Annotated in this window: 15 protein-coding genes; 5 read left to right on the top strand and 10 right to left on the bottom strand. The window is 65.0% G+C overall.

Annotation, left to right across the window (positions count from 1 at the left end):
* Positions 1 to 16: 16 nt before the first annotated feature.
* Both queA and V6M48_RS09585 read right to left on the bottom strand, forming a co-directional pair.
* Entirely contained in the window at positions 17 to 1063 is a 1047-nt protein-coding gene (gene queA / locus V6M48_RS09580; protein WP_332812311.1) for a tRNA preQ1(34) S-adenosylmethionine ribosyltransferase-isomerase QueA, read from the bottom strand.
* A 157-nt stretch (positions 1064 to 1220) separates the two neighbouring features.
* Positions 1221 to 1865 carry a peptidylprolyl isomerase gene (locus tag V6M48_RS09585; RefSeq protein ID WP_332812396.1) on the bottom strand — a complete coding sequence of 215 codons (645 nt, stop codon included), beginning with the start codon at positions 1863 to 1865 and terminating at the stop codon, positions 1221 to 1223.
* A gap of 300 nt (positions 1866 to 2165) precedes the next feature.
* On the opposite strand from V6M48_RS09585, the gene V6M48_RS09590 reads away from it, so the two are divergent.
* Both V6M48_RS09590 and V6M48_RS09595 read left to right on the top strand, forming a co-directional pair.
* Positions 2166 to 3059 carry an alpha/beta fold hydrolase gene (locus tag V6M48_RS09590; RefSeq protein ID WP_332812312.1) on the top strand — a complete coding sequence of 298 codons (894 nt, stop codon included), beginning with the start codon at positions 2166 to 2168 and terminating at the stop codon, positions 3057 to 3059.
* Positions 3060 to 3109: 50 nt separating this feature from the next.
* A complete protein-coding gene (locus tag V6M48_RS09595) occupies positions 3110 to 4330 on the top strand; it encodes an acyl-CoA dehydrogenase family protein (protein WP_332812313.1) in 1221 nt (406 codons plus the stop codon).
* A 144-nt stretch (positions 4331 to 4474) separates the two neighbouring features.
* Here the strand turns inward: V6M48_RS09595 and coaD are convergent, their stop codons facing one another.
* The 7 genes from coaD to V6M48_RS09630 all read right to left on the bottom strand — a co-directional run bounded on the left by coaD (position 4475) and on the right by V6M48_RS09630 (position 9717).
* Positions 4475 to 4963 (bottom strand): pantetheine-phosphate adenylyltransferase, encoded by a 489-nt coding sequence (coaD, locus tag V6M48_RS09600; protein ID WP_332812314.1) that lies wholly within the window; start codon positions 4961 to 4963, stop codon positions 4475 to 4477.
* A gap of 137 nt (positions 4964 to 5100) precedes the next feature.
* Positions 5101 to 6000: a polyprenyl synthetase family protein gene (locus V6M48_RS09605; RefSeq protein WP_332812315.1), complete on the bottom strand. Its 900-nt coding sequence runs from the start codon at positions 5998 to 6000 to the stop codon at positions 5101 to 5103.
* 7 nt (positions 6001 to 6007) lie between these two features.
* The gene (locus V6M48_RS09610; protein WP_332812316.1) at positions 6008 to 6286 is read right to left on the bottom strand and encodes an exodeoxyribonuclease VII small subunit; all 279 of its coding nucleotides are present in this window, start codon (positions 6284 to 6286) and stop codon (positions 6008 to 6010) included.
* A 98-nt stretch (positions 6287 to 6384) separates the two neighbouring features.
* Positions 6385 to 7083 carry a DUF1013 domain-containing protein gene (locus tag V6M48_RS09615; RefSeq protein WP_332812317.1) on the bottom strand — a complete coding sequence of 233 codons (699 nt, stop codon included), beginning with the start codon at positions 7081 to 7083 and terminating at the stop codon, positions 6385 to 6387.
* Positions 7084 to 7311: 228 nt separating this feature from the next.
* Positions 7312 to 7929 (bottom strand): glutathione S-transferase family protein, encoded by a 618-nt coding sequence (locus V6M48_RS09620; RefSeq protein ID WP_332812318.1) that lies wholly within the window; start codon positions 7927 to 7929, stop codon positions 7312 to 7314.
* A 105-nt stretch (positions 7930 to 8034) separates the two neighbouring features.
* Entirely contained in the window at positions 8035 to 8496 is a 462-nt protein-coding gene (locus V6M48_RS09625) for a hypothetical protein (RefSeq protein WP_332812319.1), read from the bottom strand.
* A gap of 195 nt (positions 8497 to 8691) precedes the next feature.
* Complete coding sequence (locus V6M48_RS09630) at positions 8692 to 9717, bottom strand: NAD(P)H-quinone oxidoreductase (protein ID WP_332812320.1); 1026 nt, start codon at positions 9715 to 9717, stop codon at positions 8692 to 8694.
* 81 nt (positions 9718 to 9798) lie between these two features.
* On the opposite strand from V6M48_RS09630, the gene V6M48_RS09635 reads away from it, so the two are divergent.
* The 3 genes from V6M48_RS09635 (at position 9799) to V6M48_RS09645 (ending at position 13608) form a co-directional block, all read left to right on the top strand.
* Positions 9799 to 9996, top strand: coding sequence for a DUF1192 domain-containing protein (locus V6M48_RS09635; RefSeq protein WP_332812321.1), 198 nt, complete (start codon positions 9799 to 9801; stop codon positions 9994 to 9996).
* 241 nt (positions 9997 to 10237) lie between these two features.
* Positions 10238 to 12556, top strand: a complete 2319-nt coding sequence (gene clpA / locus V6M48_RS09640; RefSeq protein WP_332812322.1) for an ATP-dependent Clp protease ATP-binding subunit ClpA — start codon at positions 10238 to 10240, stop codon at positions 12554 to 12556.
* Between the two features lie 173 nt (positions 12557 to 12729).
* Positions 12730 to 13608: a dienelactone hydrolase family protein gene (locus V6M48_RS09645; RefSeq protein ID WP_332812323.1), complete on the top strand. Its 879-nt coding sequence runs from the start codon at positions 12730 to 12732 to the stop codon at positions 13606 to 13608.
* Positions 13609 to 13701: 93 nt separating this feature from the next.
* Here V6M48_RS09645 and V6M48_RS09650 read toward each other — a convergent pair whose 3' ends face one another.
* Positions 13702 to 14436, bottom strand: a complete 735-nt coding sequence (locus V6M48_RS09650; protein WP_332812324.1) for a Bax inhibitor-1/YccA family protein — start codon at positions 14434 to 14436, stop codon at positions 13702 to 13704.
* Positions 14437 to 14516: the final 80 nt, after the last annotated feature.

Consider the following 14516-nt stretch of genomic DNA (forward strand, 5'->3'; position numbering starts at 1 on the left):
GAGCTCTTATCTCTTCCTACCCGACGGACTTCTGGTCTCTCGGCAGCAGCAGGCTAGCATCCCCGTAGCTGTAGAAACGATAGCCGGCCGCGATCGCATGGGCGTAAGCCGCCTGCATCGTCTCGCGCCCCATCAACGCGCTGACCAGCATGAACAAGGTCGAGCGCGGCAAATGGAAATTGGTGACAAGGCCGTCGATCGCGCGGAAGCGGTAGCCGGGGGTGATGAAGATCGCGGTGTCGCCCTCGAATGGCCTGATCCGGCCGTGCTCGTCGGCGGCGCTCTCGAGCAGGCGAAGCACGGTCGTACCGACCGCGATAACCCGCCCGCCGGCGCTTCGCACCTGGTTGAGCCGGTCCGCGACACGCGCGTCGATCCGTCCCCATTCGCTGTGCATGCGGTGATCGTCGGTGTCGTCGGCCTTGACGGGGAGGAAGGTCCCGGCGCCGACGTGCAGGGTCAGCATCTCATGGCCGATGCCGCGCGCCTCCAGCGCCTCGATCAGCTCCGGCGTGAAGTGCAGCGCCGCGGTCGGCGCCGCGACCGCCCCTTTCTCGCGCGCGAACATCGTCTGATAGTCGGCGAGGTCGCGCCCGTCGGCGGCGCGCTTGCCGGCGATATAGGGCGGCAGCGGCATTCGTCCGGCGCGCTCGAGCAGCAGCTCGACCGGCTCGTCGCCCTCGAAGGCGAGCAGGATGCTGCCGTCCTCCGCCTTGTCGCCGGCGAGCGCGGTCACGCCCGCGCCGAAATCGATACGGTCGCCGCTACTGACCCGCTTGGCGTTGCGCACGAACGCGTGCCAGCTGCGCGCATCCTCGCGCTTGTGGAGCGTCGCGCCGATCCGCGCCGCGCCTCGCCTTCCTTCGAGTTGCGCCGGAATGACCCGTGTGTCGTTGAACACCAGCAGGTCGCCCGGCCGCAGCAAGGTCGGGAGATCGCGCACCAGATGATCGCTGAGCGCCTCCCCTTCGACGCACAGCAGGCGCGCGCTGTCGCGCGGCGCGGCGGGCCGCAGCGCGATCCGCTCCGGCGGCAGCTCGAAATCGAAAAGGTCGACTCGCATGGGTGCCGCTTAGAGCAGGCTGCGATTAGATGGAATCGCAGCCCGCTCTAAGTCTGTTTGACACCGCATTGCTGCTTGCGAAAAGCCGGTACCCACCTTTTCGCTTTATGCTCTCGAGCCTCACCGCCTCAGGTTGCACCGCTAAGCGCGCGGCAATCTAGCGCGGCGGCGTGCCTTGCGGCAGCGCCGACGCGCCCGAACCGATCGCCCCTCCGCCGGGTACGGGCGTGGGTGTGCTTGCCCCAGCCGCAGCCGGCGTCATCGCAGCGCCCGGCGGCGGCGGCGGGATGTTGTCGGCCGCGATCGATGCGCGCAGGATGCGCGAGGGATTGGCCGGCGGCTCGCCGCGTTCGATCAGGTCGACATAGCCCATGCCGCTGATCACGCGGCCGAACACGCTATACTTGCCGTCGAGCGCCATGCGCGGCGCGAGCATGATGAAGAACTGGCTGTTGGCGCTGTTCGGCGCCTCGGTACGTGCCATCGAGACGACCCCGCGCACATGCGGCAGCGCGCTGAACTCGGCCGCAAGGTCGGGCAAGGTCGAACCACCCTCGCCGGTGCCCTTGGGATCGCCGGTCTGGGCCATGAAGCCTTCGATCACCCTATGGAAGACGAGGCCGTTGTAGAAATTCTGCCGGACAAGCGTCTTGACCCGCTCGACATGACGCGGGGCGACATCCGGGCGAAGCTGGATCGCCACCCGCCCACCGGTCGAAAGATCGAGCAGCAGCACATTCTCCGGCTCGGGCGCCGAGACCTGCGCGGGCAGCTGCGCGGCGACCTGCGGCGCGAGCAGCATCCCGGCGATGAGGGCGGCGATCAATTTCAAGCGCATGGTGACTTCAGACGCATATTGCACGCTTTCCCGAATGATGGCCGAACGATGGATGGCCGGAAGGATGGACGCGGAAACTGCCTTGCTTGTGCTTGCCCGGCGGTGAACGATCAAGAGCTTTCCCTTTCGGCTCCCAAACGTGCAGCCGTTTCGTTGCACATTGTGGAACGAATTGCTGGCACGGTTGACAATGCCAAGGCTTGGCGCGCAGATTATCGTGAAGAAAAGCAGCCCGGGGCGGCGCTTCCAAGCGGAGGGGATTTGGTGCCAGTCGTCACACTCAACGGCGTCGATATCAATTATGTCGACCAGGGGGCCGGAGAGACGCTCGTCCTGATCCACAATGTCGTCGCCAACGTCGATGCCTTTGCCGACAACATCCCGTTCCTGTCCCGCTATTTTCGGGTCATCGCCTGCGATATCAGGGGCCATGGCAAATCCTCCAAGATCGAGGATGCCGCCAAGGCGCCCGAATTCTATAATTTCGAGCGCATCGCCGAGGATATCAGCCAGCTGCTCGAGCATCTCGGCGTCGATACTTATTACGTGCTCGGCCAGGCCTTTTGGGGCGGAAGCGCCGCCGGGCATCTGCTCGACGTGGATTTCCCCCGCGTGAAGGGCATCATCTTCTCGTCGAGCAGCCTGCTGTCGATGGACGAGGGAGTGCCGCCCTATAAGATGCTCGGGCCGCAGGGCGTGGCGCGGTTCGAACGGATGATCGCGCTCGCCCGCAGCGAGGGCATGATGGGCGTCTACGAGGAGCGGATCCGCTCGAAGCAATTCTGGAGCGAACGAGTGCTCAATTCACCCGAGATATTGGCGCGCTTCGCCGACATGCACCGCGCGACCTCCCCCACCGCCTTCGCCAATTTTCCGCATTTCAGCCATGCCAAGAAACGATCGATCGTCGCCAAGATCCGGCAGGGCCAGGTGCCGGTGATGGTGATGCTCGGCTCCGACGACAGCGACACCGAGAAACTGGTGCGCGGCGCCCGCGAGGATTACGACCAGACGCATGTCATCACCCTGCCCGACTGCGGCCATTATCTCGCGATCGAGAACCCGCTCGACTTCAATCTCGCGGTCTCGAACTTCGTCGGCGGCTGCATCTTGCGGTCTTCGAATGGGGTGTCGAACAGAGCGCAAAAGGCCCAATGATCGATTGAGGGCGACACATTTCCGGTAACGGATGACGAGGAGAATGGCCGATGTCGGCGCTGAGGGAAGCAGAAGGCGGGTCCGGCGCTCATTCCGCATCGGAGGTCACCGGCGATGATCTGATCGCACGCGCCCGCGCGCTCGTCCCGGTGCTGCGCGAGCGCGCCGTCGAGGATGCCCGCAACAGCCGCATCCGCAAGGAGACGATCGAGGACATACGCCAGGCCGGCCTGTGGAAGATCTTCGTGCCCAAGCGCTGGGGCGGTTTCGAAATGGGCCCCAAGGTCGCGGTCGAGGTGCTGATGACCTTGGCGAAGGGCGACATGTCGGTCGCCTGGGTCTCGGCGATCTACCAGCATCTCGCGGGCCATCTGCCGCTGTTCCCCGAAGAAGCGCAGGCCGAGGTGTGGGCCGACAACCCCGACGCACGGCTCGTCTCGCCCTATGCGCCGATGGGGCGGGCGACGGCGGTGCCGGGCGGTTTCCGCCTGACCGGCCGCTGGGGCTATTCGAGCGGATCGCCCGACAGCCATTGGGCGATCATCGGCGGCCTGATCATCGCCGAGGGCAACAAACCCCAATATCGGCTCTTCCTGATCCCGCACGGCGACTATCGCATCGGGGACAATTGGAACGTGCTCGGTCTTGAGGCGACCAGCAGCCACGATCTGGTGATCGACGACGTCTTCGTTCCCGAACATCGCACGTTACACGACCATGGCCTCGACGACCGCTATCAGCCGGGTCTGACGCGCAATACCAATTGGATCTGGAAGATCCCGCATTACCAGCTCGGCTTCCGCAATCTGTCGACCACCCAGATTGGCGCGCTCGAGGCGATGATCGAGGATTTCATCGCGCTCAACACCGGGCGCATCAACAGCATCGGCCAGAAGGTGAAGCTCGATCCCGACGCGCAGCTGATGCTCGCCAAGGCGATCAGTGGGGTCGACGAGATGCGCGCGATCCTGATGCGCACCTTCACCAAGCTCGAGGATTATGCCCGCGCGGGCGAGCTGCCGTCGGTGCAAGAGCGGATGTTGTGGCGCTACCAATCGGGCGAGGTCGCCTATCGCTGCGCCGAGCTCGCCGACGGTCTGTTCCGCGCGAGCGGCGGCAATTCGATCCGGCACGAATATCGGTTCGAGATGATCTACCGCAACATCCTCGCCGCGCGCGCCCACCTCGGCAACAACGCGCCCGAGCTCGGCCGGCGGCTGGGCTCGTTCATGATGGAAGGCGAGCTGTCGCCGTTCGACACCCAGCTCTGAGGTTGGACGGGCTCGTCGAGGCGCGGGAAGCGCGCCGAGGCGAGTTAGACTCAATCCCGGTTTGATTGAACCGGAATTGAGTCTGATTCTCTTTGTTTTCCGTGATTTCCGAGTCGTCAGGTGATTCCACCTGACTTGAAATCACTATGGCCCCTGGCGGACCTTGTCGGCGACTTCTTCCGCCACCGGCGGGGTGACGAACTTGCGGATGTCGCCGCCGTAGCGGGCGATCTCCTTGACCAGGCGTGAGGCGATCGGCTGGAGCGAGACGTCGGCCATCAGGAAGACGGTCTCGATGCGGTCGTTGAGCTGCTGGTTCATGCCCGCCATCTGATATTCATATTCGAAGTCGGAGACGGCGCGCAGGCCGCGGATGATCATCGACGCGCCGCTGTCTTCGGCGAACTTCATCAGCAGCGAATCGAAGCTCACCACCGCGATGTCGCCGCCGACCGAGGCGATCTCGCGGCGCACCATCGCCATCCGCTCCTCGACGCTGAACATCGGCGATTTGGACGGATTGGTCGTGACGCCGATCACCAGACGGTCGCAAAGCTTCGCGCCGCGCCGGATGATGTCCATGTGGCCGAGCGTGATCGGATCGAACGTGCCGGGATAGACGGCTGTGCGCATATCAGTAACTGATGCCCCCACTCTATGGCTCTTGCTAGAGCGGAATGCGCGATATCTGGATCACGCATCCCGCTCTAATCCTCTGTTACCGCATCGTCTTCTGCGCAAAACCGGTTCCCACTTTTGCGCACGATGCTCTAGTGATCGCGTTCGATCGCGAACCGGGCGATCGCGCGGAGCAGGTCCGCTTCGGCCCCGAAACTATGGAGATATTCGGTGGCCTGGTCCACCAGAAGCTCCGCCTGCCGGCGCGCCCGCGCGGGGCCGAGCAGCGAGACGAACGTCTCCTTGCCCGCATCCCGATCCTTGTTGACCCTCTTGCCGGTCTTGATCTCCTCGCCCTCGGCGTCGAGCAGGTCGTCGGTGATCTGGAACGCGAGGCCGACGTCGCGGGCATAGCCGCGCAGCTTGCTGCGTCCCTCGGGCGGCACGCGGCCCATGATCGCGCCGGCTTCGAGGCAGAAGCCGATCAGCGCGCCGGTCTTGAGCTGCTGCAAACGGGTGACGGCGGAAAGGTCGAGCGCCGACTTGCTGGCCATCAGGTCCATCATCTGGCCACCGGCCATTCCGGCCGGGCCGGCGGCGCGGGCGAGCTCGGCGACCAGCTCGACCCGGACGAACGGATCCTCGTGGGTCTGCTCGTCGGCGACGATCTCGAACGCCAGCGCGTGCAGCGAATCCCCGGCGAGCACGGCGGTGCTCTCGTCATAGGCGCGGTGGAGCGTCGGCTTGCCGCGCCGCAGATCATCATCGTCCATGCATGGCAGATCGTCGTGGATCAGCGAGTAGACGTGGACGCATTCGACCGCGAGCCCGACCCGCAGCGCGCGCGTGCGATCGACGTGGAACAGACTGCACGCCGCGACAACGAGCAGCGGGCGCAGCCGTTTTCCGCCGCCGATCGCGGCATAGCGCATCGCATCATAGAGGGTCGCGCGCGTGTCCGGTTGCGGTGGGAGAAGCGTGTCGAACAGCGCGTCAATGTCGGCGCTGATCTGCTCGAGTTCGGGCTTCAGGCTGACGAGCGCTTCGCGCACCAGCGCATCACTCGGCGTCAAAGGCGGTGGTGCCGGTGGGGCTTCCGTCGCGGCCGAGCTGGATCTTGTCGATCCGCGCCTGCGCCGCCTGCAGCCGCGCCTCGCATTGCTGCTTGAGGCGATCGCCCTCGGCGTAGAGGGTGATCGACTCGTCGAGCGAGGCTTCGCCGCTTTCGAGCTTGCGCACGATCTCCTCGAGCCGCTTGAGCGCGGCCTCGAACGACAGCTCGGAAATGGCTTCCGGCGGCATGGTTTCGGGGCGCTGGGCTTCGGTCGGCTGGGACATGAAGCAAGCTTTGGCTTGGCGCATCGGGGGGGTCAAGCTTGCGCTTGGCGCCCCGCTCTTTCAGCGCTCGATTTCAGCCCGTTCCCTCAGCGCCTCGTTCAGCGCTTGAACGGATCGACGAATTCCTCGGCCGCCGGCGCCGCTTCGGCCTCCGGCGCGAGCTCGGCGGCATGCGCGGCCTCGGCCTCGCGCATCGCGGTGTCGCGCTCCTGGCGCAGCTCCTCGAGCAACGCCTCGCGGTCGCCGGCAAGACGCGTGTCCTGCAGCGTATCCTCGATGCCGGCCGCCTTGGCCGCCTTGGCGACGACTGCGTCGAGCTCGCGTTGCGAGCACAGTCCGAGGGTCACCGGATCCTTGGGCTGGATGTTGGCGATGTTCCAGTGGGTGCGGTCGCGGATCGCGGCGATCGTCGTGCGCGTCGTGCCGATCAGCTTCGAGATCTGGCCGTCCGAGACCTCGGGATGGTTGCGGATGATCCAGGCGATGCCGTCGGGCTTGTCCTGGCGCTTCGAGACCGGCGTGTAGCGCGGACCCTTCGTGCGGCGGACCTTGTCGGGTTCTTTGTGGATCTGCAGCCGATAGGCGCCATCGGCCTGGCCGCGATCGATTTCCTCCTGGGTGAGCTCGCCCGCCCTTATCGGGTCGCGCCCGGTGAGCTTGGTCGCCGCCGTGTCGTCTGCGATCGCCTGCACCTCGAGGATGTGCAGCCCGCAGAATGCGGCGATCTGCTCGAACGTCAGGGCAGTATTGTCGACCAGCCAGGAAGCGGTCGCGTGAGGCATGAGCGGCTGGGCCACGAGGATTCTCCAGAAACAATAAGGGCCGCCCCTTCCGGAGCGGCCGTCTTCGTATCGAAGCTTAGTCCACCCGCCCATCAAGAGCAAGATATTCCACTTGATTCAGGGCGCGCATGACGGGGGCGCTTCCCGGCTCCGCGCCAGGATCGGCCGGCCCCGCCGATCGCCGCCTACGATCACGAGCGATATGACCACGGGCGGGCGGAAGGCCAGGCATTTTTGGGGGCGTCAGCCCACCATTGCAGCGTGGCCCGGCTGCGCCGCGACTCTGCCGATCCAGGCTCGGACATGGCCGTAAGGAGCGAGGTCGAAACCCCCCTCCGGCGCGACATGGGTGTAGGCGAACAGCGCGATGTCCGCGAGGCTGAGCCGATCGCCGACGAAAAAGTCTCGCCCCGCGAGATGCCGGTCCATCACCGCCAGGGCGGCGTTGCCCGCCTTGCGCTTGGCGCTTAGCTGGCCGCGCTGCGCCTCGCTCAGCGCCTGCTCGCCGACAAAGGCGAGCCAGAAGCGCAACGTCGCAACGTTGGGCTCGTGATTATATTGCTCGAAGAACATCCAGCGCAGCATGTCGGCGCGGTCGAACCGCTCGGTCGGGATCAGCAGCGAGCCGTCGGCGAGGTAGAAGCAGGCGGCGTTGCTCTCTGGGATCATCCGATCGCCGACCTGCAGCACCGGGATCCGCCCGTTCGAATTGATCCGCGCGAGGAAATCGGGCGTGCGCGTCTCGCCCTTCAAGATATCGTAGGAGCGCCGCTCGAGCGGCAGGCCGAGATGCGCCGCGGTGAGCCGGACCTTGTAGCAATTGCCCGAGACCGGGTCCTCATGAAGGATGAGCGTTTCCATCGCCGAGCCATAACGCGGTTTCGGCGCGCCGGGGAGAGTGGCCGGGGAGAGTGGCCGGGGAGAGCGCGTGTCGCTCCGGACGCTCGGCGCCTACTCCGGCGACACTCAGATCATCTCGGTCTTTTGCCGCCACCTTGCTTCTTCCCAGCGCCGGACGAAGGACCAGACGACGAAGCCGAGCACGAGCAGCCACCCCCAGACATGGCGATGCAGCGGCAAGGCATAGCCCGCGTAGGACCGGCCGGTGATGCGCTGGAGCAGCTCGCGCCGCTGGTCCGTCACCAATGCCGCGCGATAGCCGATCGGCGTTTCCAGATAGGTGACGAGCCCGTGGTCGCCATAGGCCCAGAACGGCATTCCGAACAGGCTGAGCTCACGGTACGAATAGCCGAGCCTCAGCGGAGCAGACGCGCTCGCGGAGGGAAGCGATTCGAGATGGGGTCCAAGGAAACCCGAAATCTCCTTGCCGGGATAGGGAAGCAGAGCCGACCCATATTCCGTCTCGTTGCGTATCGAATGCGTTAGCGGACTGCTCGGTAAAGTATCCAGCAGGATTATGTGCGGCAAGTTTCGCAGTGCCCAATGGCGGTCACCGTAATGGATGGCGGCAGCGATCGATAGCACAAGACAAAGAAGAACAACCCGCGACAACATCCGTGACTCCCCCTTTTGCCCCGCATCAAATGCTAAGGCAGGAGCCACTTTTCGCCAACCTGCTATCTAGTCCATTATGGAGCCGCCAAGACGATGCGACTTAGTCCATCATGGAACCTCGAGGACGATCTTGCCGATATGCTCGCTCGATTCCATCCGGCGGTGCGCATCGGCGGCTTGATCGAGCGGGAAGACGCTGTCGATCACCGGCTTGAGCTCGCCGGCCGCAACGTGGGGCCAGACGGTGCGCGCGATCTCCTCGGCGACCAGCGCCTTGAACTCGCCCGACCGCGGCCGCAACGTCGAGCCGGTCAGGGTGAGCCGCCGGCGCATCACATCCCACAGCGGGATTTCCGCCTTCGGGCCACGCTGCGCCGCGATCGAGACATGCCGCCCGTCATCGGCAAGGCAGGCGATGTTGCGCGGCACATAGTCGCCACCGACCATGTCGAGGATGGCCTGGACGCCGGCGCCGCCGGTCACCCTTTTCACCTCGGCGACGAAATCCTGGGTGCGATAATTGATCGCATGCGTCGCGCCGATCTCGATCGCGCGGGCACACTTCTCGTCCGATCCCGCCGTGACGATCACCGTCAGCCCGAACAGGCGGCCCAGCATGATCGCCATCGTCCCGATCCCGCTCGTGCCGCCGTGGACAAGCAGGCTCTCACCCTCGGCGACATAAGCGCGGCCGAACACATTGGTCCACACGGTGAACAAGGTCTCGGGCATCGCCCCGGCCTCGATCATCGACAGCGCTTCGGGGATCTCGAGGCACTGGCCGGCCGGCGCGCTGCAATATTGCGCATAGCCGCCGCCCGAGACGAGCGCGCAGACGCGCTTGCCCAGCATCCCGGCGTCAACACCCTCGCCGACCGCGACGACCAAGCCGGCAATCTCCAGCCCGGGAATGGTCGGCGCCCCCGGCGGAGGGGGATAGACACCAAGGCGCTGGGCGACGTCGGGCCGGTTGACGCCGGCCGCGGCGACCCTGACCAGCAACTCGCCCGGCCCGGCCGAAGGCAGCGGCCGCTCGACCGGGACGAGCACCTCGGGCCCGCCGGCTTGCTGTGGATCGATCGCCACCATCGTGTCGGGCAGGCTGTCGGGCACGCTGTTGGCCACGGTGGTCATTCGGTCACGCTCCCTTGGAAAAGCGGCCATATATGCGGCGATCTTGTTGACACAAGCGCCGTTGGGGTGGAGTCTGCCGCGATGGATCTGGATGAACTCTTTCCGGATAAGCCCAAGGATCCCCTGTTGCTGCTCGCGCGCCAGGACCTCGACCCGCTGTCGGTCGAGGAGCTCGAGGAACGCATCGCCGCCCTCGAAGCGGAGATCGTCCGCGTCAAATCGAAGCTCGCCGCTGCCGTCGATCACCGCGCCAGCGCCGATGCGTTGTTCAAGAAATGACGGGTTCAAGAAATGACGGTGGGGAAACTACGATGTTTTTCCCATTCAACTTAAGCACCTTGATGCCGCGGCCCCGCGCCACGACATTGGGATTGGGGCGTGACTCCGCAAGATTGGGAACCGGTTTCGCGGATATGCGCTTCAAAAGTGGATCTGGGCCGCTTTCGAGCCCGTCGGGAAGTCTCCCGGCTCGAATGCGGTCAAACCGCCCGTGATGCCCGCGGGCGTGAAGGAGTAAGAAATGCCGTCATTTGCCCGCGAACTCGAACAGACGCTCCACACGGCGCTCGCCGAAGCGAGCAGCCGCCGGCACGAATATGCCACCCTGGAGCATCTGTTGCTCGCGCTGATCGAAGACACGCATGCCTCCAAGGTCATGTCGTCTTGCGGCGTCGATCTCGGCGAGCTTCGCGAAGCCGTCCGCCTCTACCTCGACAATGAGCTCGAAGCGCTCAAGGTCGAGGGCGAAACCGATCCCTCCCCGACCAGCGGCTTCCAGCGTGTGGTGCAGCGGGCCATTCTTCACGTCCAGTCGTCCGGACGCGACGAGGTCACCGGCGCCAACGTGCTCGTTGCCCTCTTCTCCGAGCGCGAAAGCTATGCGGTCTACTTCCTCCAGCAGCAGGACATGAGCCGGCTCGACGCGGTGAGCTACATCAGCCACGGCGTCGGCAAGGGCGAGACGACGTCCGAAACGCCCGAAATCAAGGGCGCCGACGACAGCTCCAAGGATGAAGGCAAGAAGAAGAGCGAGAGCGCGCTCAAGCAGTTCACCGTCAATCTCAACGAGAAGGCGCACAACGGCCGCGTCGATCCGTTGATCGGCCGCGCCACCGAGGTTGACCGCACGGTGCAGATCCTGTGCCGCCGCTCCAAGAACAACCCGCTCTACGTCGGCGATCCCGGCGTCGGCAAAACCGCGATCGCCGAAGGCCTCGCGCGCAAGATCATCGAAGGCGATGTGCCGGAGGTGCTGCTGCCGGCGGTGATCTACTCGCTCGACATGGGCGCGCTGCTCGCCGGCACCCGTTACCGGGGCGACTTCGAGGAACGCCTGAAGGCGGTCGTCACCGAGCTCGAGAAGCTTCCGGACGCGATCCTGTTCATCGACGAGATCCACACCGTAATCGGTGCCGGCGCGACCAGCGGCGGCGCGATGGATGCATCGAACCTGCTGAAGCCGGCGCTGTCGGGCGGGACGATCCGCTGCATCGGATCGACCACCTACAAGGAGTTCCGCAACCATTTCGAGAAGGATCGCGCGCTGCTGCGCCGGTTCCAGAAGATCGACGTCAACGAGCCGACGGTCGAGGATACGATCAAGATCCTGGGTGGGTTGCGCACCGCGTTCGAGGAGCATCACAAGGTGCGCTACACGCCCGATGCGATCAAATCGGCGGTCGAGCTTTCGGCGCGCTACATCAACGACCGCAAGCTTCCCGACAAGGCGATCGACGTGATCGACGAGGTCGGCGCGTCGCAGATGCTGCTGCCGCCGCACAAGCGCAAGAAGACGATCACGACCAAGGACGTCGAGGCGATCATCTCGATGATCGCGCGCATCCCGCCGAAGAGCGTCTCGACCGACGACAAGAAGGCGCTTGAGCATCTCGACCGCGATCTGAAACGGGTGGTGTTCGGCCAGGACAAGGCGATTGCGATCCTGTCCTCGGCGATCAAGCTCGCCCGAGCGGGCCTGCGCGATCCCGACAAGCCGATCGGCAACTATCTGTTCTCCGGCCCCACCGGCGTCGGCAAGACCGAGGTTGCGCGTCAGCTCGCGAGCATCATGGGCATTCCGCTTCAGCGCTTCGACATGTCGGAATATATGGAGCGTCATTCGGTCAGCCGTCTGATCGGCGCGCCTCCCGGCTATGTCGGCTACGATCAGGGCGGCCTGCTGACCGACGCGATCGACCAGCATCCGCACTCGGTGCTGCTGCTCGACGAGATCGAGAAAGCCCATCCCGACCTGTTCAACATCCTCCTCCAGGTGATGGACAACGGCAAGCTCACCGATCACCACGGCAAGACGGTCGACTTCCGCAACGTCATCCTGATCATGACGACCAATGCCGGTGCGAGCGACATGGCGCGCGAAGGCGTCGGCTTCGGCAACATCACCCGCGAGGGCGAGGACGAAGAGGCGATCAAGCGGATGTTCACGCCGGAGTTCCGCAACCGTCTCGATGCGACGGTGCCGTTCGACTATCTGCCGCCCGAAGTGGTCGCGCGGGTCGTCGACAAGTTCATCCTCCAGCTCGAGCTGCAGCTGGCCGATCGCAACGTCCATATCGCGCTCGACGATGAATCGAAGGCGTGGCTGACGACGCGCGGCTATGATCGCCTCTACGGCGCCCGTCCGATGGGACGGCTCGTCCAGGAGAAGATCAAGCAGCCGCTTGCCGAAGAATTGCTGTTCGGCAAACTGATCCACGGCGGCGAGGTCAAGGTCCGGATCAAGGACAATGCACCTGCCTTCGAGATCATCTCGGCGCCACCCAAGGTGGCGCGCAAGAAGGGCAAGAAGGTCGAGGACCAGCCGGAGGAACAGGCCTAGGCGCTCCGCCGCGCAGGTCTCAAGTCTCTGAAGGGGCTCCCGGGCATCAGCTCGGGAGCCCCTCTTCTTTTTCCCAGCCGGTGCCTCGCGAAAGCGCTTCGGCTCCCCGCATCGGCCTTCTACAGTAGCGGCCGATTGACGAGGCCGCGGCGGCCGCACGGGAGGTTTGAACGATGGCAGAGATCTGTTCCGAAGCGATCGCGCTCTACGACCGCTACACGCACGAAGGCCTCGATCGGCGAACCTTGATGGCCGAGCTGACCAGGATCGCGGGCAGCGCCGCCGCCGCCAGCGCGCTGCTGACAGCGATCGCGGCCGATCCCGCAGCCGCTGCGACAAGCGATGAGAAAGATCCGAGGCTCGTCATCCGCAGAGGGCCGATCGGCCTCCAGCGCGGCAAGCTCAACGGCTATGTCGTCGCGCCCCAGCTCGGTCAGCAGGCGCGGAAGATACCCGCGCTGCTTCTCGTCCACGAGAATCGCGGGCTGAACCGACATATCGAGGATGTCGCGCGGCGGCTCGCGCTCGCCGGCTTCTTCGTCGTCGCCCCAGACTTCCTGACCGAATTCGGCGGCACGCCGACCGACGAGGACAAGGCGCGCGAGCTGATGGCCAAGCTCGATCTCTCCGCGAGAGTCGCCGACGCGGTCGAGGCGGTCGAGATGATGCGCAACCTTCCTCCCGCCAACGGCAAGGTCGGCGCGATCGGCTTTTGCTGGGGCGGCGCGTTCGTCAACCGGCTCGCCGTCGCGGCCGGCGACAAGCTCGATGCCGCAGTTCCTTATTACGGGCCGGCGCCCGATCCGTCCGAAGCAGCGAAGGTCAAGGCGGCGATGCTGCTTCACTATGCTGGGATCGACGAGCGCGTGAACGTCACCGCCGCCCCGTGGATCGCGGCGCTCAAGAAGGCCGGCGTTCCGACCGAGGCGCATTTTTACGAAGGCGCAAACCACGCGTTCAACAACGACACCTCGGCCGAACGCTACAACAAGGCTGCGGCGGACCTTGCCTGGCGCCGCACGATCGCCTTCCTCGAGCGCGAGCTCGCCTGAACCGGCTCACAACGACGAGCCGATCGCCGGGCAGCAAAAAGGCCCGGCAGTCGCCTGCCGGGCCTGAATTGAACTCCGTCCGAAGCGCGCGGATCAGTCGCGCTGGCCGAGGAAGTGGAGGAGGAAGGTGAACATGTTGACGAAGTCGAGGTAGAGCGACAGCGCACCCATGATCACCGTCTTGCCCATCATGTCGGATCCCGCGACCTGGAAGTAGAGGCTCTTGATCCGCTGCGTATCATAGGCGGTGAGGCCCGCGAACAGCAGCACGCCGATCGCGCTGATCGCCAGAGTCATCGCCGGCGACTGGAACCACAGGTTGAGCAGCGAAGCGACGATCAGGCCGACGACGCCCATGATCAGGAACGTGCCGAAGCCCGACAGATCCTTCTTGGTGGTGTAGCCCCACAGGCTGAGCGACGTGAACGCCGCCGCCGTTGCGAAGAAGGTAATCGCGATCGAAGGGCCGGTGTACCGGAAGAAGATCGACGCCATCGACAGCCCCATCACGGTCGCGAACGCCCAGAACAGCAGCTGCGCCGTCCCGGTCGAGAGGCGGTTGATGCCGAAGCTCAGCACCAGCACGAACGCGAGCGGCGAGAGCATGATCACATATTTGAGTAGGCCGGGGCCGAACAGGATCGCCTCAGCGGCACCGCTCCGCGCGAACAGTAGGGCGACGATACCGGTCAGCAGCACGCCCGACGCCATATAATTGTAAACCGAGAGCATATAGGACCGCAGGCCGGCATCGACAGCGATGCTCTCCCTGCCGACTGTCGTCGGCCGAGCGGTTGCGGTCGCCCGCGGATCGAACCCATTTGCCATTTTCAAACACTCCTTTGACGGCAGATGGTGCCGTCTTGCCCCAATATCGGGGGAATCCGGCTGATGTTCAAGGAAAACCG

Origin of the sequence: Sphingomonas sp. (assembly GCF_036677245.1) — a bacterium.
Classification (GTDB): domain Bacteria; phylum Pseudomonadota; class Alphaproteobacteria; order Sphingomonadales; family Sphingomonadaceae; genus Allosphingosinicella.

Coding starts and splice junctions, on each gene's coding strand:
- queA (WP_332812311.1), bottom strand. CDS start 1,063: ATGCGAGTCGACCTTTTCGATTTCGAGCTGCCGCCGGAGCGGATCGCG.
- V6M48_RS09585 (WP_332812396.1), bottom strand. CDS start 1,865: ATGCTGCTCGCGCCGCAGGTCGCCGCGCAGCTGCCCGCGCAGGTCTCG.
- V6M48_RS09595 (WP_332812313.1), top strand. CDS start 3,110: ATGTCGGCGCTGAGGGAAGCAGAAGGCGGGTCCGGCGCTCATTCCGCA.
- coaD (WP_332812314.1), bottom strand. CDS start 4,963: ATGCGCACAGCCGTCTATCCCGGCACGTTCGATCCGATCACGCTCGGC.
- V6M48_RS09610 (WP_332812316.1), bottom strand. CDS start 6,286: ATGTCCCAGCCGACCGAAGCCCAGCGCCCCGAAACCATGCCGCCGGAA.
- V6M48_RS09620 (WP_332812318.1), bottom strand. CDS start 7,929: ATGGAAACGCTCATCCTTCATGAGGACCCGGTCTCGGGCAATTGCTAC.
- V6M48_RS09630 (WP_332812320.1), bottom strand. CDS start 9,717: ATGACCACCGTGGCCAACAGCGTGCCCGACAGCCTGCCCGACACGATG.
- V6M48_RS09635 (WP_332812321.1), top strand. CDS start 9,799: ATGGATCTGGATGAACTCTTTCCGGATAAGCCCAAGGATCCCCTGTTG.
- clpA (WP_332812322.1), top strand. CDS start 10,238: ATGCCGTCATTTGCCCGCGAACTCGAACAGACGCTCCACACGGCGCTC.
- V6M48_RS09645 (WP_332812323.1), top strand. CDS start 12,730: ATGGCAGAGATCTGTTCCGAAGCGATCGCGCTCTACGACCGCTACACG.
- V6M48_RS09650 (WP_332812324.1), bottom strand. CDS start 14,436: ATGGCAAATGGGTTCGATCCGCGGGCGACCGCAACCGCTCGGCCGACG.